General features: G+C 37.1%; 14 protein-coding genes. 4 read left to right on the forward strand and 10 right to left on the reverse strand.

Annotated features, from left to right (window positions below):
• Nucleotides 1-65 precede the first annotated feature (65 nt).
• The 4 genes from OGZ34_RS16035 to OGZ34_RS16050 form a co-directional block, all read right to left on the reverse strand.
• A complete protein-coding gene (locus OGZ34_RS16035) occupies nt 66-959 on the reverse strand; it encodes a helix-turn-helix domain-containing protein (protein ID WP_263360881.1) in 894 nt (297 codons plus the stop codon).
• A 77-nt stretch (nt 960-1,036) separates the two neighbouring features.
• On the reverse strand, nt 1,037-1,570 hold the full coding sequence (locus tag OGZ34_RS16040) for a hypothetical protein (protein WP_263360882.1): 534 nt from the start codon (nt 1,568-1,570) through the stop codon (nt 1,037-1,039).
• A 136-nt stretch (nt 1,571-1,706) separates the two neighbouring features.
• On the reverse strand, nt 1,707-2,474 hold the full coding sequence (locus OGZ34_RS16045; protein WP_263360883.1) for a GNAT family N-acetyltransferase: 768 nt from the start codon (nt 2,472-2,474) through the stop codon (nt 1,707-1,709).
• A 120-nt stretch (nt 2,475-2,594) separates the two neighbouring features.
• Nucleotides 2,595-2,741, reverse strand: a complete 147-nt coding sequence (locus OGZ34_RS16050; protein ID WP_263360884.1) for a hypothetical protein — start codon at nt 2,739-2,741, stop codon at nt 2,595-2,597.
• A 539-nt stretch (nt 2,742-3,280) separates the two neighbouring features.
• Between OGZ34_RS16050 and OGZ34_RS16055 the strand changes: the two genes are divergently transcribed.
• The 3 genes from OGZ34_RS16055 (at nt 3,281) to OGZ34_RS16065 (ending at nt 7,668) form a co-directional block, all read left to right on the forward strand.
• Nucleotides 3,281-4,075, forward strand: coding sequence for a polysaccharide lyase (locus OGZ34_RS16055; RefSeq protein ID WP_263360885.1), 795 nt, complete (start codon nt 3,281-3,283; stop codon nt 4,073-4,075).
• A gap of 270 nt (nt 4,076-4,345) precedes the next feature.
• Nucleotides 4,346-5,221 carry a formate dehydrogenase accessory sulfurtransferase FdhD gene (gene fdhD / locus OGZ34_RS16060; protein ID WP_263360886.1) on the forward strand — a complete coding sequence of 292 codons (876 nt, stop codon included), beginning with the start codon at nt 4,346-4,348 and terminating at the stop codon, nt 5,219-5,221.
• A gap of 77 nt (nt 5,222-5,298) precedes the next feature.
• Nucleotides 5,299-7,668: an FdhF/YdeP family oxidoreductase gene (locus OGZ34_RS16065; RefSeq protein WP_263360887.1), complete on the forward strand. Its 2,370-nt coding sequence runs from the start codon at nt 5,299-5,301 to the stop codon at nt 7,666-7,668.
• A gap of 11 nt (nt 7,669-7,679) precedes the next feature.
• Here the strand turns inward: OGZ34_RS16065 and OGZ34_RS16070 are convergent, their stop codons facing one another.
• Together OGZ34_RS16070 and OGZ34_RS16075 are read right to left on the reverse strand one after the other, a co-directional pair.
• On the reverse strand, nt 7,680-7,988 hold the full coding sequence (locus OGZ34_RS16070) for a hypothetical protein (RefSeq protein ID WP_263360888.1): 309 nt from the start codon (nt 7,986-7,988) through the stop codon (nt 7,680-7,682).
• A 53-nt stretch (nt 7,989-8,041) separates the two neighbouring features.
• Entirely contained in the window at nt 8,042-8,977 is a 936-nt protein-coding gene (locus OGZ34_RS16075) for a Dyp-type peroxidase (RefSeq protein ID WP_263360889.1), read from the reverse strand.
• 405 nt (nt 8,978-9,382) lie between these two features.
• Between OGZ34_RS16075 and OGZ34_RS16080 the strand changes: the two genes are divergently transcribed.
• Nucleotides 9,383-11,827: a TonB-dependent receptor gene (locus OGZ34_RS16080; RefSeq protein ID WP_263360890.1), complete on the forward strand. Its 2,445-nt coding sequence runs from the start codon at nt 9,383-9,385 to the stop codon at nt 11,825-11,827.
• A 180-nt stretch (nt 11,828-12,007) separates the two neighbouring features.
• Here the strand turns inward: OGZ34_RS16080 and OGZ34_RS16085 are convergent, their stop codons facing one another.
• Genes OGZ34_RS16085 through OGZ34_RS16100 form a run of 4 tightly spaced genes read right to left on the reverse strand, consistent with a single transcriptional unit; the run spans nt 12,008 to nt 18,754 of the window.
• Complete coding sequence (locus OGZ34_RS16085; protein ID WP_263360891.1) at nt 12,008-13,150, reverse strand: cytochrome-c peroxidase; 1,143 nt, start codon at nt 13,148-13,150, stop codon at nt 12,008-12,010.
• Nucleotides 13,151-13,180: 30 nt separating this feature from the next.
• The gene (locus tag OGZ34_RS16090; RefSeq protein ID WP_263360892.1) at nt 13,181-14,689 is read right to left on the reverse strand and encodes a DUF6850 family outer membrane beta-barrel protein; all 1,509 of its coding nucleotides are present in this window, start codon (nt 14,687-14,689) and stop codon (nt 13,181-13,183) included.
• Between the two features lie 11 nt (nt 14,690-14,700).
• Nucleotides 14,701-15,903 (reverse strand): DUF4876 domain-containing protein, encoded by a 1,203-nt coding sequence (locus OGZ34_RS16095; RefSeq protein ID WP_263360893.1) that lies wholly within the window; start codon nt 15,901-15,903, stop codon nt 14,701-14,703.
• A 28-nt stretch (nt 15,904-15,931) separates the two neighbouring features.
• Nucleotides 15,932-18,754, reverse strand: a complete 2,823-nt coding sequence (locus OGZ34_RS16100; RefSeq protein ID WP_263360894.1) for a TonB-dependent receptor — start codon at nt 18,752-18,754, stop codon at nt 15,932-15,934.
• Nucleotides 18,755-18,804 lie beyond the last annotated feature (50 nt).

Raw genomic sequence — 18,804 nt, forward strand, 5'->3', positions numbered from 1 at the left:
CCTAAGATTTTCTTAAGGCAAAGGTGTGCTTAAAACAATAATTGTTGTTAGGATTTAGTTTACCGTTACTCGGACAAATCGTGCATAAGAGAGTTTCGGTACTGTGAAGGAGTTGTACCGGTTATTTTTTTAAAAAGCCGTCCAAAATAAGACGGATCTTCGTAATTCAGTTCAAAAGCTATTTCTGAAATGTCTTTGGTCAAATCTTGTAAAAGAATCTGACTTTGCAGGATACTTACATTGTTTATCCATTCTTTTGGAGCTATTCCTGTGGTTTGCTTAATGCACCTATTGAGATAGTTTACAGAAATTTTTAATTTATCAGCGTAAAAGGATACGGATTTATCCTGACTATGGTATTTATAAACCAGTTCTTTGAAGGAAAAAGTAATTTCATTACCGCGGTGTACCGTTTTATTAAGCTCTTTATTGGAAGAAATTATTTTTTGAAAAGCAGCCTGCATGAGCGAATAACAAATTTCGATATTGGAATTTTCGTTTCTAAATTCTTGTCCTAGTAAGCAAAACAAGGAATTAAGCCATACACTCGTCTCTTTTGGCAGTTTAACAACTGAGTTTGTGGCAAAAATTTGTATCAGCTCCTGTTTGGACAGAATATGATTTAAGACACTTTCTTCAAATAAAATAAAATGACCGGTTATAACCAGATCAATTTCTTTCATTGCTGTAATGTGTCCTTGTTTTACAAACAAAACATCATCTTCAGTTAATGTTATTATCTCATTATCTACTTGTTGTATGGCATTACCATTAGTAACATGAACAATAAAATTATAATCAGGTCTGAAAAGCGGAGTCGGAATTTGAATATACTCTGTTGTGGTATTCAAATCATATATCTGCAAAGGAGTTTTTAAGAAATCAAAATCTAAAGAAGCATCAGACATAAATTGTTTTGGAAATTCCTCCGATGATATAATTTTAATCGTCTTACTCATGTTACAAACTTAAGTAATAAATTGTAAATGGCAGCTGCGTACTTCATGTCTTGTTGCATATAGTACCATTATAAATCTTACTCTTTGTGCTTATCAGCAGATTGATTTCTAATGCGATTCGATAAATTCAGTACCAGGTTAAAAGCTAACAAAAAACAAAATGTTCCCGAAATAGCAATCCAGAAATTGGCAGTTTCCGTTTTATGTTTGACAATCTCATTTTTGTTTTTAATCGCAGTCATATTCAATTTCATGATCTGAAAAATATCCTGACGAATTTGACTTTTAAAGTTCTCAGCGGTTGGGTTCTTTTTTAAAGAATCAAAATTCTCTTGCAGATTACCCGTTACTTTATCTTCACCAACTTCTGTGATGTTGCCTGCTTGTTTGGTTAAATTGTCCTGAAAAACAGCTACTGCCTTTGTTTTATCTGTGTTTATCTCGTCTAATGAAAGGAGCATATTTCTGGAATATTCCAAAGTATTGAAATTAGCTTTCAAAATATCATCCGTATCTTTTTCAATCGAAAAATTATAGTATGCACTTACTAATGAAAGAAAAATAATCATCAGAAAAAGCAGACCGGCTCTAAGGTTTACTATCATTTTCATTTTTTAGAATTTTTTAAGATTACACTATACACTAACACCCTCATTATCTAATTTAAAATTAATAATTTAGATCAAAACATCATGCTAAAAAGACAAGATATTGAAGCTTTTGCACTGTCCTTTTGCTATTAAAATCTCAGATCTTAATTGAGAGAAAATTTAATGACCTGATTTTAATTAGACGCAATTCTTCCAACAAAACCTTATCCTTTAATACAACATCTTTTTTATTCTGATCAACAACTGCCGTATCATGTTTTGGATCATAAATCATCGCCGTACACAAGCAGTTTTTTCTTTCCCTATTCATTAGTACAGGGCAATTTACACATGATTTACAGCTCTTCCAAAACACTTCTTTTGAGGTTAGCTCCGAAGAGCTCACTTGTTTAAAGCCGAGTTCATGATATATTTTTACTACTGAGAGATCTGACGTTAAACTAAATATACGCGCATTCGGGTACTTCTCGCGACTCAACTCAAAAATTTTTATTTTTATCTTTTTTGCAAGTTCGGTATGTTTAAACTCGGGCGCTACAACTAATCCTGAATTAGAAACATAGCTTTCGTTTTCCCATGAATTGATAGAAGAAAAACCTGCCCATCTTCCGTCTGATGTAAATGCTATGACAGCATCTCCTTTTTTCATTTTTGCTTCCAACAGCTCTGGAGCGCATTCCGAAATACCTATTCCACGAGCTTTAGCGGCTAACAATGTGGCTTCACAGATTTCTTTGATCCAATAGGTATGACTGCATCTGGCTTTTTCAATAATAAAATCAACAGCTTCTTCCGTGTCTTTAACACCTGAAGATATTGCCTTGTTACGGGATGAATCAGAAAAAGAATAAAACTTCTTAGATATATTTATTCTGGGATCTATAATAGGGTTTATAATTTTCATAATTGTTTAGGTATATGATGGGACTTATGATATCTAATGTGATTCTTAAAAAAAATCTTAACAGCTTATTAAAATTTTTATTGAGATGAAAGGCTTTTATCATCTTAAATTAAATACTTTCTACATCAATTGAGAAATTAGAAAAACAGTAAGGAATAAAACTAAAGCAAAAACGATTAAGTTGATGATTCTATCTTTGTTTTGCATGGGTTTATTTGATGCATATAGTTTCGCAATCTCCTTATCTCTTGTTTTATTTGCTTTCATATTTTTTTTGTTTGATACTGTTTGGGTTATATGGAGTTGATACAACCGTCATAAAAAGTTTTATACTTATCAAAACCAATCCTACTACTATTGATTTAGGTAAAACTTTTGAGTTGATTTTCACCTATAAAGACAAACGATATGCCAAAACAACCCAAAAAAACATAAGTAACTGGAAAACAAACAACTGCAAGAATTAAGTTTCTATACCATTTAAAAATCCCTATCAAACTGATAGAATAAGCCATTCAAAATGAAAGGCTTTATGCTCTTTTGAGGTATTTTATCCTGCGTCTTTCCACTACTGCTGCTTTTAGAAACTAAAAAAATAATAGGAAAAATAACTAAACGGGATTATTGCGTACCTAAAATCGTACTTTTTTAATCCTCTTACAAATTGTTATTAATCAACTTTACAGTGTCAATTACCTGATACTGATTTTGATAATTAAAAAAGTTTTTTGTTACAAGGTCAATGATGTAATTACAATCTATTCTTTACTAACCATTAATTATTTATTAACCTTAAAGTTTTAAAAATGAAAAAAATCTTAAAATTAGCAAGTTTGTTATTTATTACAGTACTAGTGTTTAGTTCCTGCGAAAAGGAACAGGAGGTCAATGCCCCGCAAAGTGTTACTAAAGACGAGTCAGAAATCGTCAACAATGAGATACAAGAAAACACCAAAAAAGAGGCTCTTTCAGCTGCTGCAGCATTAGCAGGCAGTGCCGGTGCAAGAACCATCACATTGCAAACCAACACCTTATCCTGTCCGGGTGGTTTGTGTACATCGTACGGCGTTTGGTCAGAAGGCGTTTACACTGTTTGGTTTCAGATGAGATTTAATTCCGGATTTTACTGGAGCAGAGGCGGTAAATGCGGATATGGTATTCTAATTGGTGATCAGAACACTGGCGGTGACCCAGGATGGGATGGAAATGGTGGTAGTGCCCGATTTATGTGGTATTGCCCAAATGGATCAAACTCGTCTATAGGAAGCGGAGCTTATCTTCAACCGTATGTATATTACAAAGATCAGCCGGGACAATTTGGAAATGATTTTGGAAAAAAGTACTTCATACAAGAAGGAGTTACCTACAACTGCCAGATCTCTGTTAAATTAAATACCGGATCCAACACTAACGGATATGTCAAATATTATGTAAATGGTACTGAGTTATTAAATCAAACCATACGTTGGGTAACCAACGATTCAAAGCGAAATGTTAATGCTGTAAGTCTTCACACCTTCCGTGGCGGCAGTCAGGAATACTGGAAAGCTCCCGTAACAAGTTCAATTTATTTTCCTAGTGCAACTTGGGATGCTCAATAATATCTATAGGTTGCAAAACAATTTATCCGAAACACTAAAAATCAAATCTTGGATAAAATAGTTTTAAATTTGTATCTCTAGATATACCAAAAATCCCATTTCTTATGAAGTGGGATTTTTTTTATGTTCTTTTCTAACTTTTTAACAGTTCTAACCTAAAACAGAATCTGGTTCGCTCATTTCAAAACCATCATAATAAGAATCATACCTCTTTTTATATTTGTTTTTTTATTAAATTTACTAGTCAACTTTTAAAAAGGATATACGGAAATGAAGGATTCAGAGTTAGTTTCTATTAAAGATATATGTATTAAAAAAGTAGATGGGTTTGAAAGTTCTTACTTCTCCGATGTTCTCTCTGTAGAGGAGCCTCTTGAAATAAGGATTAGTTATGGTTCTGAGACTGAAAGAATACAAAAAAACATCTCGGTGACCATGCGTACACCTGGGAATGATCTTGATCTTGCGGTTGGTTTTTTATTCACGGAAGGTATTATCTCTTCTTATCAAAACATCAAAAAAGTCTACCACATAGAAAAGTCCTGTGTAACACAAAAGAAAAATATAGTTCAGGTCGATCTCATCGAAAATTTTATTCCTCATTTGGTACAAACAGACAGAAATTTTTATACTACCTCAAGTTGTGGAGTTTGCGGAAAAAGCTCTATCGAGTCCATTAAGACAGTTAGTGCTTTTAAAAATGTAGAAAACTCTAAGCTTAAACTATCAACAACTGTGCTTTATCAATTACCCGAAAAATTAAGGGCTGGCCAAAGTAGTTTTGCTCTTACAGGAGGTATTCATGCGGCGGGCCTTTTTACTATTGAGGGGGAATTAGGGCTTTTGCAGGAGGATGTTGGACGGCACAATGCTTTAGACAAACTAATTGGTAAGGCTCTGGCTGAAAACCTATTGCCTTTAAACAAGTACATTTTGCTACTGAGCGGCAGAATCAGTTTTGAGTTAATTCAAAAAGCGGCTATGGCCGGAATATCAATTGTAGCTGCTATTGGTGCGCCCTCAAGCCTGGCAGTTGAACTGGCCGCAGAATTTAACATTACCCTACTGGGGTTCCTTAAAAAAGAGAGATTCAATATCTACAATTCTACTGATCAGGTAGTAATCCCGACTTCATACAAACAATAAAATAGATTTTGTACCGCTACTATTAAAATTATAATGATCCAGATTTTTTACGAGTATACTACTTAAATGCAAAAGTTATGAAAGAAGATCAATCTAAAAAAAACACCGACGGTAAAGTTCCAAAAGAACCAAACGCTGAAAATCCATATAGACTTTTAGATCTCAAGCTTACAAAAGTAGAAAAGTGGGCTGCTGGTGTACCCGCTGTAATCGCAGCTTTTAGTGATCTCATTGAAGAAAAAACACTTGTTCGGGGTACAAAAGCTTTGTTTAAAATGAATCAGGTTGGGGGTTTTGACTGCCCAAGCTGTGCATGGCCCGATCCCGATGACGAGCGATCTCCTCTGGGCGAATACTGCGAAAACGGCGCCAAAGCACTGGCAGAAGAAGCTACTACCAAAAAAGTTACAGCTGACTTTTTTAAAGAAAACTCGGTTTACGAACTTGCCAGACTAGACGATTATCAAATTGGCAAAATGGGCCGACTGACTGACCCTATGTATTTACCTAAAAACGCGACACATTATGAGCCTATCAGTTGGGATGCTGCCTTTAAAAAAATAGCCGATCATCTCAATACATTAGAATCTCCCGATGAGGCTGCTTTTTACACCTCGGGAAGAACAAGCAATGAAGCTTCCTTTCTCTACCAGCTTTTTGCAAAAGAATTTGGTACAAACAATATGCCCGACTGCTCCAATATGTGCCATGAAACATCCGGATCAGCTCTAAGACCTACAATTGGCATCGGAAAAGGCACTGTAACGCTGGATGATTTTTATGATACAGATGTCATTGTGATCATTGGTCAGAATCCCGGAACCAATGCGCCCCGAATGATGAGTGCATTGTCAAAAGGCAAAAAAAACGGAGCAAAGATCATTGCGATAAACCCTTTGCCGGAAGCAGGTTTAATGGGGTTTCACAACCCACAGGAAGTAAATGGAATTATTGGAAGCGGTATTAAATTGGCAGATCTTTATTTACCTGTAAAAATAAACGGCGATATGGCTTTGCTTAAAGCGATCGAAATTATATTAATTGAATTTGAAAAGAAAAACCCCGGAAAAGTCTTTGATTATGATTTTATCAAAGAAAAAACAACAGGATACGATGCTTTTCTAAAACAATTTGACGCTTATAACCTTGAAGAACTCGCCCTACAATCCGGTGTTTCTAAAGAGCTGTTGTATGAAGCTGCAGAAATTTTAGCCTTCAAAAAGCGAATTATTGTTTGTTGGGGAATGGGGCTTACACAACAGCCTAACGGTGTCGAGATGATTAGAGAAATCCTTAATATATTGCTGCTCAAAGGAAGTATCGGTAAAGCCGGAGCGGGTGTTTGTCCGGTACGTGGTCACAGCAACGTTCAAGGAAACAGGACTATGATGATTGACGAAAAACCTACTGACGAACAACTCGATCGGTTACAGGCATTTTATGGCTTCAATCCTCCCCGCAAACACGGCTATGATGTTGTTCGTGCCATTAAAGCCATGCAGGAAGAAAAAGTGAAAGTGCTGTTTTGTATGGGTGGTAATTTTTTATCTGCAACACCTGATACCACTTATACCGCCAGTGCCTTAAGAAAACTAAATTTAACCGTTTGCGTATCTACCAAGTTAAACCGAACTCACCTTATTCACGGACAGGAAGCGCTCATACTGCCAACATTATCGCGAAGTGACAGGGACATTGTCAACGGCGAAATTCAAATTATAACTACTGAAAATTCAATGGGTGTGGTACAATCATCTAAAGGAATGCTAAAACCTGTCTCGGATAACTTAATTAATGAAACACAGATTGTCTGTAGAATGGCGATAGCAACATTAGGAAGCAAATCGGTTATTGACTGGCAAGGCTATCACGATAATTATGATGCCGTAAGGGACGCTATTGAAAAGTGTATTCCGGGTTTTGAAAATTATAATGTCAGAGCGCGTCAAAAAGGAGGTTTCTACCTGCCTAACGCAGCGCGTGACGGGCAATTTATCACAAAAGAATTTGGGGACCGGGCGCCCTTTACCTTAACTTCAGTACCGAATAATGCACTTGCTCCTGATGAGTACATGATGGCAACAACCCGAACTCATGATCAGTTTAATACCACAATCTATGGTCTTGATGATCGTTATCGTGGTATAAAAAATGAACGTCGCGTTGTGTTTATGAATCCAAAAGATATTGAAAAAGCAGGATTAAAAGCGGGCGACAAAGTTGATTTATTTAATTATGATGATGGTATCGAACGAATTGCGCCTTTATTCGTTATTGTTTCTTATCAGATACCCGAGAAAAATACTGTTACTTATTTTCCCGAAACCAACGTTTTGGTTTCTGTAAACAATGTTGTAAAAGACAGCAATATGCCGGCATCAAAGTATGTTAAAATTAAAATTAAAAAACACGATCCAAAAATATACGAGAGCATAAAGGAACTGTAAACTGCAACCGTTTAGGTCTCGCCGTCAGTTTTGTCAAATGCTGACGGCATCAGTTCAATATGGTATTTATCGGCCACTTTTATCAGTATTGGTAGTAAGACAGAAGCGCCCGGAAGCAGTAAAAAAGGAATGCCGATACCAATTATTTTCAACGAATCGGAAAGCTGAATTTTAAGCGTGTTCTCTTCGTCTTCGCTTATATTGCCTTCTTTTATGTACTTCTGAATAATTAAAGCTGCCTGCTTCTCTCCTTCTCCTTCTTTTTTCAGGTCGAATAAAAAGTGATGTACATTCTCTTCACTAGTTTTTTCAATTTCCATAAAATTTGGGTTGCCAATTGGTATTTGGTTTAGCATTTATAGTCTAAATAATCTTATTCGTCAGCATATTGATCTAATACATCAAAACTTGGTGCAAAAAATAATGTTCCGGTTGCTGCAGTGCTAAAATCCAGTATGCGGTCATAATTTCCCGGTGGATTACCAATGAACATATTCTCTAACATTTTTTTGGTGGTACTAAATGTACTGGCATAAGAGATAAAATAGGTTCCAACTTCCCCCTTAGAAGGATTTCCAAAAGGCATATTGTCCCGAACAATTTTAAGTTCCTCGCCATTTTCATCTGTAATTGCGGTTAGCGCGCTGTGTGAGTTTGCCGGTTTCACTTCATCATCCAATTCAATATCATTCATTTTAGTTCTTCCAATTACTTTCTCCTGCTCTTCTGTAGATAGATTTTCCCAATTTTTCATGTTATGGAAATATTTCTGTACAAACAGATAGCTTCCACCCTTATAGGCAGCATCCTCCTCACCTACTATTGCAAAAAAATCTCTCTCATCGCCTATCGGATTTTCAGTACCGTCTACAAAACCAATGATAGACCGACCGTCCCAATATCTGAATCCGTGGATCTCTTCCAAACATTCCGCAACCGGCTCGAGAACCTTCGAAATTGCCATAGCCATATCAAAACAAATGGCTGCGTTTTGTGCTCTTAAATGAAAATGAAGGTCACCTGCGGTAGATTTTGCGGTGTGTTTTGCTCCTTTTATTGGCTCAAAATTCACCAATTCTTTCGGTAAAGGTTTCGGTAAGTCAAGTGCTATCCAGGCGTCATGCCCAACCCCCATTACGCAGCTGCTTCGTCCGTCGGGAATTCTTATGGTAAAGGAATTGTTTAAATTACTGATCAACGAACACACTTTCTTAAAGGCAGATTTTATATCGGTCTGATTTTTAAATTTCCAAACCATAAAAATGGTGTTGTTGTTTGGATAATCGGTAACATTTTGTGATTGACTCATACTGGTAGCTATACGTTATATACGATTCTGATTTTATTCTTAGGCAATGGTATACAGAACCAAATCCTAACTGTACTCTAAAATTAGTAATAAAATATAAGGTGCTCAAACAAAAAGCAAACTGTCTTTTTTTGAAATCGTAAAAAAAATAGTATGCAAACGAATCTGAAAAGCATATCAAATAAAAATCTTCTTTCTTACGAATCGGAATTGCTTCAATATAGCCTTTACTCTATATAAATGGCATTCAAAAAGATTGTGTTCTATTCGATGCCTTACAAAAATTAAATCTTCTGCCTAAATTATTCTGTTAAATCTCTCTCTTTTCTTTACTATTTATATTTAGTCTAAATAATAACAGTATATTTGTGACCTAATTTTTAAATCATAATATAAATAACCGCCATGAAATTCAATTATTTACTTTTGCTGCTGGCCATTTCTAGTCTTGGTCAGGCGCAAAATGCCAGAATTACGGGAAAGATCGTTTCCCAGAACTATGAAGCTGTATCTTATGCTTCTGTGTTTCTTAAAAGCCTCAAAAAAAACACTACTTCTGATGACAAAGGAAACTTTGAATTCAACAACCTGACACCAGGAACGTATACCCTTCATTTTTCGGCAATGGGGTTTTCTGCACAGGAAAAAAGAGTTGAGCTTCAACTAAATGAAAACCTTGAACTTTCGATCGTTTTACAGGAAAACATCAATACTTTACAAACGGTAGAGATCACAGGCCGAAAGGAGAAGTCTTATAAAAACACAAAATCCTTTATTGGTGCCAAAACCGAAATAGCTTTAAAAGATCTTCCGCAAGCTGTTTCTTATGCAACAAAAGAATTAATTGCTGACCAGGGTTCGATTCGTGTAGGTGAAGTGGTAAAAAACTTTAGCGGTGTGAGCCAGTTTACTTTTTACGATGACATTTCGATTCGTGGTTTTAGAATTAACGGAGGAAGCAATACACAGTTACTAAACGGAATGCGAACTTCTACCGGATTCTGGAAACAGCCTCTTGCCAATTACCTCGAGCGTGTTGAAGTTTTAAAAGGGCCTTCCTCGGCTTTGTTTGGTAATGCTTCTCCGGGAGGAGTTTTAAATCGTGTGACTAAAAAACCACTGGATCAGGCCGCAAACAGTGTTAGTTTCTCAACAGGAAGTTTTAATACGTTAAGAGCCTTAGCCGATTTTACAGGTCCTCTGACTGAAGATAAGTCGCTTTTATACCGTTTAAATGTAGGATATGAAAATGCAAATTCCTTTAGAGATCTGCAATTCGATAAAAATATTGTTATCGCTCCTTCTCTTTCCTTTCTTCCAAATGATAAAACCAGTGTGAACTTTGACCTGATTTATACAGGTTCGAAAAGTATCCTGGATCGTGGACAATCTACTTATGAGAATAATTTATATTCGACAAAAACTTCGAATTCATTAAATTCTACAAATGATTATTTAAATGAAGAAACTTATATTGTTACGACTTCATTAAACCATCAGTTTACCGATCGTTTGTCGTTTTCTGCTTCTTATATCCGTACAGGTTATACGGAGGATCTTTTGGAGCATCGTGGTGCCAACAAATATGCTTCAGCCGGTGACGGAACCACTATTCCAACCGCAATCGAAATGCAGGTTTTCCAACGCAAGCGTAAGCGTTATATTGATAATCTTTCTGCCTTTTTTAAGTATCAGGCAAAAACCGGTGCTTTAGATCATAATTTAATTGCCGGCTATGATTATGCACAGGAACAGGTACCGGCAGGAGGTTCTCAGCTTCAGGCAACAGGGTACAGAAACGCAGCCAATACAGGTTCAATTGCAACCTACGATCCTAAAAAGAAGAATCTCTATTTATTAGATTCCAAAGGGAATCCGGTTCCCAATGTGGCGCATTTTGACTTAACCAACCCCTCGGCATCACAGCAGTTAAAAGACATGAGCAAATATTTCTATGCCGCTCGTCCGTTTGACCCGACTTATTATTCATTGTACGGAATTTACCTCCAGGATCACATTAAGTTTGGTGCATTTCAGGCTTTAATAGGAGTTCGTTACGACGAATATACAGATAAAGAGAACTACAAAAAAGCAACCGAAAAGAAGGTAAAACAGCATTCGTTTCTGCCGCGTTTTGGACTTACCTATACCCTTAATCCAAATATTAATTTATACGGAACTTACGTAAAGGGATACAATCCGCAAACTGCTTCTTCTTTATCCAATCCGAATGCGGGAGGGCCATTTGATCCGTTAGAAAGCAATATGATTGAATTTGGAGGAAAATCTTCCTGGTTTAAAGAGAAACTTTTTGTAACGGTGGCTTTATTTAAAATTCAGCAAAAAAACACTTTATATCCTGCAAATGATCCAATAAATCCTGATTTGATGCGAGCCATTGGTGAGGAAGAATCAAAAGGTATCGAAATTGATGTGAACGGAAGCATTACCAAAAACTGGAGTATTTCTGCGGCTTATTCGTATAATGAAGCAGCAATTACCGAAAGCCCCGTAGGTACTGAAATTGGAAGACAAAAACCCAATACGCCAAAACAACAAGGGAATGTTTGGACACGTTACAACTTTACTGATGGTGCTTTAAAAGATTTTGGTCTGGCTTTTGGGACTAATTTTGTGACCACCCGCAACTTAAGTCAAACGGTAACACAAACCATTCCGGGCTATACATTGTTTAATGCGGCATTGTATTACAGCATCAATAAGTTTAAAATTCAGGTGAATGCCAACAACATCACCAATAAAACGTACTGGGTTGGGGGTTACGACTATATTCGTTTGTTCCCTGGTGCGCCTTCGAACTGGCTCTTAACACTAGGATATTCCTTTTAATAAGTGCCGTATTTCTATTCAGAAAACACTTTGGATTATTTATCCTATGAATAAAACATTTAAAGAAATATATGCCTGTTGCTCCTCTGGCTTGGACTTTTGTCCGGGCTGGAGGTTTTTATTCACTCCCTAAAAAGTAAATCCCATCTCTTGCGAAATGGGATTTTTTTTATGTGGTATTTATCTAGGTATTTGTGGTCTTTCCATTTTATACTGTCTTCCTGACAATGTTTTTATAAAAGAAACTAAAGCCACAATTTCCTCATCATTAAGATGCAACGGCTGCATTAAAGTATCTGTTTTAGGAAATAACGGATCAGCTGCTTTTTCCGATTCATCAGGGTCGATCATGTGCATGCCGCTGTTGTACATGTTTACAATTCCGGTGATATTATCAAACAAACCATTGTGCATCCACGGACCGGTAAACGTTACATCACGGAGAGAAGGCGTCCTGAATTTCCCTACGTCTTCTGCTTTTTTGGTAACATTATAAAGTCCTAAGTCTTCGTATTCTCTTTTGTAATAAGTGAGTCCAATATTGTGAAAGGATTCATCGGTCAGGTATTTTCCGGAATGGCAATTCATGCATCTTGCTTTGGTACGAAAAAGATGCAGCCCGTATATTTCCTGATCGGATAACTGTGTATAATCGCCATCAATAAAAGCATCAAACCGACTTCTTTTGCTGAGAATTGTTTTTTGGAACACTGCCAGAGACTGAAGGATTTTTTCATAGGTAACCTCAGAATTCCCAAAGGCATTTTGGAACAAAACCGGATAAGCTTTGATTTTCTTTAGCTTTTTGGCCAGGCTCTTCGCTTCCATATTCATTTCGTGATGTGCCGTTATGGGGCCTTGCGCCTGCTCTTCTAAAGTTGCTGCACGACCGTCCCAAAAAAAGGATTTCCGGGTTCCAATATTATATAACGATGGTGTGTTTCTTTTTCCCTGCAAATGGTCATGGCCTAAAGATTTTTCTCTTGCGTCTCCCCAGGCAAGCTCCGGATCATGACAACTGCTGCAGGAAACCTGATTGGAACCGGAAAGTTTTGGATCAAAAAATAGCATTTGACCTAAAATTACTTTAGGATCTTCCAATCTGTCGTAATAACTGGTATCTATCGCCAGAGATTCAAATTCCTGCCAAAGGACATCTTTGTCAACGGTAGGTTTTGGCCATTGATGAGTGGGCTTACTGTAAATTTCACGCCAGTTGGAATTTGCTATTTTTTCACTAAATGCAGCACTGAAACTTAGCAATGCATAAATAATACCTGTAAAAAAGGCAAAAAAAGAGGTTTTTACTATCAGAGACTTCATTATGAGTAGATAAAGATTTTATAATCCGTGTTAAAATGTCAACCCCAATGACATTTGATAAAAAGTATTGTTCAAGTTTTTGGAATAATTGTAATAATCGAGACTCGTTTTGACAAAAAAGTTAAGATCGGGTTTGTATTTATAATCCCACCTTGCCGCGAGATTTACCTTGGTATACCCCGCTGATAAGTAGGCAAAATTAGAATCGAGCAGGTCAAAAATTTGATTAACTTTTCGGTCGCTCAATGTCCTATCCGAACTTAAAATCCAGTTATGCTCCAACGAAATCGAAAGATTGATTAAGGATTGAGACAGGAGTTTTGAAACGGCAAAATCCAGTCGGCCAATACCTTGTTGTATGTCTACAGTTCTCAAAGGATCGCTATATTTTTCTGCAGTATTTTTTAAATTAAAACTTGGTGCAACCGACCACGTTAATCCTGGCGTTGGAACAGCGTATAATCCCGAAAATACAACCGATGTTACCTGATTGCTGTATTTCGTATGTTCGGCTATTTTAATGTAAGATGTTGTACTTTGATTGTCGAATATGTTTTCGGTTCCCGCTCTGTTGGTATAAAAAAGTCCAATCTTTGTACCCCAAAACTTTTCTTCTGATTTTTTCAAATAAGAAACGGCTGCTTCATAGCTATTTTCTAAAATAGCAGACGCAACAAGATTTTGAAATTCGGTCATTATTTTTTCATAATTAAACCGATCGTATCCTGCCGATAATCCAAAACCATTACGGTCTTTTGGAAAAAACTGCAAGCTTCCGCCGTATCCTCTTCCGTCGTAATAAGAGCTAAGTTTATTTCCGGTAAGCAGCTTATTGTATACACCAAGCCCCACCATATGATAAACCGCCGGAGCGCCCAATTCGCTAAAGAATTTCAAATTATCAGACTGTGTATATTTTTGCAGATTTAGCGCTGCTCCTAAAACATAATGATCTCCAATGTTTACCGAAATACCGCCCGAAACCTTAAGGTCTGAAACGGTATTTTTAGGCCTCGGGTCACTATCTCTGTACTCCATTAAAGCTCTGTAATTAGCTGAAATACCGAGGTTCATTTTACTAAAAGCTTTAGTATAACCACCATTAAAAGAATACTCCTCATACGAAAGATCACCTCCAATAGAATCAGCTGTTACATACGGATAAATGATTTGATAATCTGAGCTTTCATTCCAATGCACCTTTTTGCGTTTGCCATTCTTGTAATATGCGTTTCCAAAAACAGTATTTTCAGAATTAATTTTATAGTACGATTTAGCGTTGATCAGAAACTGGCCAATTCCATTCCCCAATTGCTGCATATTGGTTTGTTGTGAAGCCAAACTATACTCGGCACTCAGTTCTGATAATGAATAACGACGCGCATAACGCTGATTGGCAGGATTACTATAGAAGGTACCAACAAAATTATGCTCAGGAGACAAGTCTTCCTGAACGCGAACCAGCACCGAAGTACTGTCCTGCGCATACAGCATACCCGAACTCAAAATAAGAAATAGAAACAGGGAACGAAAGCTCATGATTACATTCATTAATTCATTAAAGAGGGTTTAGCCTCAGGACTAAAATCTAAAGTAGAATTGTTAGTGTCCTTTAATATTTTATTACCATTTGAAGTAGTTGAAAGCGCTTTACGACGAACACTTTTTCCGTAACGGGTAGCATCTGAATCTACTTTTCCACAATACGTCCAACCCTTATCCAATGATGGTGCTGTTACAATCCATTGAAATTCTGATTCGACACTTAAGTTAACAGCATCTACAATCCAAGTGTTTGGAATTGAATAAACACTTTCTCCCATTGGATAACTTTCTCCTCCAACTACCAAATTGTATTCGTAGTCATAGGTGTAATCCGTAAGATATTTTGCTTTGGTTATTGGCAGACGAGCGATAACAAAACTTTTAAATCCTCTGTTATGGATCACCATAGAAGAGAATAAACTTTCCATATTCGGAACGGCCGGATTATCAACATCATCGGCATCTTCAGTATAAAATTCAAAATTGGCTTTTCTCAAATCCATTGAGGCCGAGTTGTATTCTTTATGATCGATCGCATCTTCGGCAATAACAAAAAATTCACCCGGAGCAATTGGATAAGTGGTTCCGTTACCGGGAACAATTGCAACAGCTGATGCAGCAAACGATTGTGCCATAATATTTGGTGTATACTCCTGTTTATCGGTGGTCATAAATTCTGACTGTGCGATCATTAAACCATCTGCATACAATACTTTATCTGTATTATTGTGAATTTTAAAGTATTTGTCTCCTAAATACTGTTTGCCCTGTGGAGTCCTTGTTCCGGTAAAAAATACCTCTTCGATCACAAAATCAGACTGAGTTGTTTTCAGGAACAAATTCAAAGAAACAGCTGTACTTCCACCGGTAACCACCACCGATTCTTTATAACTGCTTACCGTAGCTTCAACCGTATTTCCATCTATGGTATACTTAATTTTTCCATCAACAGAAATTTCATAAGAACCTTCGCTTAACGCAACCGCAAGGGTGTTCGATACCGCTTTGCTTTGTGTGACTTTACCGGTATTGCGCTCTTTAAAGGAAACTGAAATTTCAGAAAAGGCAACACTGCTTAAATCCTCAGGATTTACAAGTGTTAAGGTTAAAGCCGTTTCCTTGCTGCTGTTATCATCATCTTTAGAACAGGATTGTAAGAGTGCCATTAGGGCTATTGTTAGATAAATGGGTAGTAATTTAATTCTCATAATTGGGTAATTTATTTAATATTAAAAGTTAAAAATTCAAGTTTAATTCCATCCCGAAATAAGGTGAAGTAAGCCCTCTGCGCTCGATCTTCTGACCATTGATTTCATAGTTTTGATAGTAGCTGAAGAGTCGGTTAACGAACATGGAAATTCTAAATCTCTTATAAAAATCTTTAGACACTTTCAGATTCATGTTCATTGACATTGGAACTGTTTTTTTTTGAAACAAAGTCTCATTGTACTTGATGTCCAGCCATTGTAAAACAGGATCTGATTTGTCTTTTTCAAGATAAGAATGCTGTTTGCTCGAAGGATCGATATAAGCAACAGGCGTTCCGTTCATTGGGGTAGACTGATCGTTTCTAAACCATAAAAACTGGAAGGAACCCGAAAACTCTAATCCGAGAGAAGGAACATAGGTATCCGCAATTATATTGGTATTGAACTGCTGTTTTTCAGAACCATCATCAAACTGGTAAAGTCCTAGATAAGGAAGTCTTTTTCCGTCGATGACAATATCTTTTTGTCCTCTTTTATAAACCGGGCTGCTGTTGGTGTACGTTGTTTTAAACCAAGCACCATTCAGCGTAAATCGGGTATTGATCGCGGTAAAACGCTTTGAGGAGAATTGAAACTCAATACCGCTTTTAAGCAGTTTACTTCCGTTATTGGTGATGTTGTAAGACGTTAATAAAGTATCCATGACAAAACGCAGCTGTGCCAGATCAGGCGGTGCGGTTAAAGTTGAAGGATCGATAGAATTATTGTCGTACTTTTTATACGAAAGCGCCTGATATCTCGAGTTGTTTCTAAATCCGGAATCCATACGTTCGTTAAAAAGAGTCACCGAAAATCGATTGCTGTCATACGAAAAATCGGCACGAAGCTCCCATTTTTTATTAATTGCCGGTGATAGATCGTAGTTTACCGGAGACGTTTTGTAGGTCATCAAATTAATTCTTCGGTACTCCGGTATATTGTGATAATAGTTGAGCTGTACCAAATCGTTATAGATAAAATCCGGGTAAAGCTGTGCCAGTGTTGGAAATTTAGTATACTGACCAAAACCCGCTGTAAATTCTGCTTTCATAACATGTTTCCCCATTTTAAAGGACGGAAGCACCCATTGGGTATTGACTCTGGGATCGAAATAGTATTTTCCGTGAATGGAGTAAGCCGACGGTACATTCAATAACGACATTGCCCGGATGCCTCCAGCCATGTTTAACCGATGTTTACCAAGTGGAATTGAAATGGCGTCTTCGGCAAAAAATGACAGATCTGTACTCGCAGGAATATCTTTGTAGGATCTCGGACGTGTAGACATTTCAGGCGATGGCGGATGTGTGGTGTCGTACACCTGCCCTTTTCCGTTGTTTTTAGAATAAGTCCACTCCGAGCCCGCTTTTAAAGCATGCGTAATTCCAAACAAACGAATTTCAAAATCTCCCATAGTTTTTAAGAATGCATCAAATGGTTTTCCGTCTACAGTAAGATTAGAAACATACTGTGGTGTTAGAAAAATCCCGTCAGATTCACCCTGTTGTCTAGTATTGGGTATGGCCGTTGCACTGGATACCTGTACCCATTTGGTCTGTTCTATTTTATCGTATTGCTGACTAATCGATGCCGATGTATGAAGTGCTTTTAAAAATGTGGCCGTTTTAAAGTTTAAATTGAAAGAGTTTGCCAGTGAAAATCGATTGTAACTTGAGGAATACCGGTCAATTTTAGTATAACCTACATCCGGATCTGCCCTTTCATTGTCGACAGACCCACTGTAATCTAAACTGGAATCCCATTGAAGCTGATGAGCATCATTTTCCCATGTTTTTTGTGCTCGTATAGATGCCGTGATTCTCTTATAGTTTTCAAAACTGTTTCGCGGATCTGATTTTGCATTCAGATAATCCAATCCAACGTTCAGTACCAATCGTTTCTCTTCCGATTCAAAACCTTTTCCTAAATAATATAATTTGCTAAATTCATCTGCTTTAAAGCGCGATTCCCAGTTACTTCGCCCTCTTTTTCGTTGAATTTTAATAAGTCCACTTGTTAAATCACCATACTCGACAGAAGGAATTCCTCTGATAATTTCGACTCTCTCGATTTGATCTGTAGAAATAGAGCGCATGTCTACCCCTTTCGATGTGGTGTTTCGGCGCGTATTGGCATATCCCGACCCCGGCGTTATCGTCAGGTTGGGTCCGGTGGTGTTTTGCAGGTTCGCATCGGTATTTAAAGGAATTCCGTCAATCACAAAAGAAGTACCCAGAGAGGAAATATCATAGTTCGAATCGGCTATACCCACTTCTCTTAGTTTGATATGATTGGAAGCATTAAATACAGGATCCTTCGAGCGTCCACCAGGCAGTAATTCCAATAAATCGGTAAAGCTTGATGGCTGTAAATGCTGCATTGCTTTTTTATCAATAATCGAGGTACTAGTTATCCCACGTGACTCTACGGCCGTTATGACCACTTCGTTTAGCTGAACGGTAGACAGAACTAATTCGAATGACAGCTTCTCATTTGTTTTCAATTCCAGATTCGTCTCGATCGTTTCATAACCCGGGTACATCAATTTTAGTTTGTAACGACCATTGTCTATATTTTTTATAATGATACCACCAAAATCATCCGACAGGGTTTCGTATTTCCGCGCTCCTTCGATAGAAAGCAAAACTCCTTTTAACGGAACTTTACTTTCGGCATCTTTAAGGGTAATCTGAAGGGTAATTTTAGGGATATTTTGAGCAAAAACCGGGTTAAAATGCAACAGAAATGCTACAGAAAGGACAGTTGCAATCCTTTTAAACAGGAATGCCGTAAGACTATTAAAAAGAAACATGGTATTAAATTTCTAGCAGCTGAGTAAGCTATATCACAAAAAGGCGGTTA

The organism is Flavobacterium collinsii, assembly GCF_946903285.1.
GTDB classification, from domain to species: Bacteria; Bacteroidota; Bacteroidia; order Flavobacteriales; family Flavobacteriaceae; genus Flavobacterium; species Flavobacterium collinsii.

Coding starts and splice junctions, on each gene's coding strand:
- OGZ34_RS16035 (WP_263360881.1), bottom strand. CDS start 959: ATGAGTAAGACGATTAAAATTATATCATCGGAGGAATTTCCAAAACAA.
- OGZ34_RS16040 (WP_263360882.1), bottom strand. CDS start 1,570: ATGAAAATGATAGTAAACCTTAGAGCCGGTCTGCTTTTTCTGATGATT.
- OGZ34_RS16045 (WP_263360883.1), bottom strand. CDS start 2,474: ATGAAAATTATAAACCCTATTATAGATCCCAGAATAAATATATCTAAG.
- OGZ34_RS16050 (WP_263360884.1), bottom strand. CDS start 2,741: ATGAAAGCAAATAAAACAAGAGATAAGGAGATTGCGAAACTATATGCA.
- OGZ34_RS16055 (WP_263360885.1), top strand. CDS start 3,281: ATGAAAAAAATCTTAAAATTAGCAAGTTTGTTATTTATTACAGTACTA.
- fdhD (WP_263360886.1), top strand. CDS start 4,346: ATGAAGGATTCAGAGTTAGTTTCTATTAAAGATATATGTATTAAAAAA.
- OGZ34_RS16065 (WP_263360887.1), top strand. CDS start 5,299: ATGAAAGAAGATCAATCTAAAAAAAACACCGACGGTAAAGTTCCAAAA.
- OGZ34_RS16070 (WP_263360888.1), bottom strand. CDS start 7,988: ATGGAAATTGAAAAAACTAGTGAAGAGAATGTACATCACTTTTTATTC.
- OGZ34_RS16075 (WP_263360889.1), bottom strand. CDS start 8,977: ATGAGTCAATCACAAAATGTTACCGATTATCCAAACAACAACACCATT.
- OGZ34_RS16080 (WP_263360890.1), top strand. CDS start 9,383: ATGAAATTCAATTATTTACTTTTGCTGCTGGCCATTTCTAGTCTTGGT.
- OGZ34_RS16085 (WP_263360891.1), bottom strand. CDS start 13,150: ATGAAGTCTCTGATAGTAAAAACCTCTTTTTTTGCCTTTTTTACAGGT.
- OGZ34_RS16090 (WP_263360892.1), bottom strand. CDS start 14,689: ATGAGCTTTCGTTCCCTGTTTCTATTTCTTATTTTGAGTTCGGGTATG.
- OGZ34_RS16095 (WP_263360893.1), bottom strand. CDS start 15,903: ATGAGAATTAAATTACTACCCATTTATCTAACAATAGCCCTAATGGCA.
- OGZ34_RS16100 (WP_263360894.1), bottom strand. CDS start 18,754: ATGTTTCTTTTTAATAGTCTTACGGCATTCCTGTTTAAAAGGATTGCA.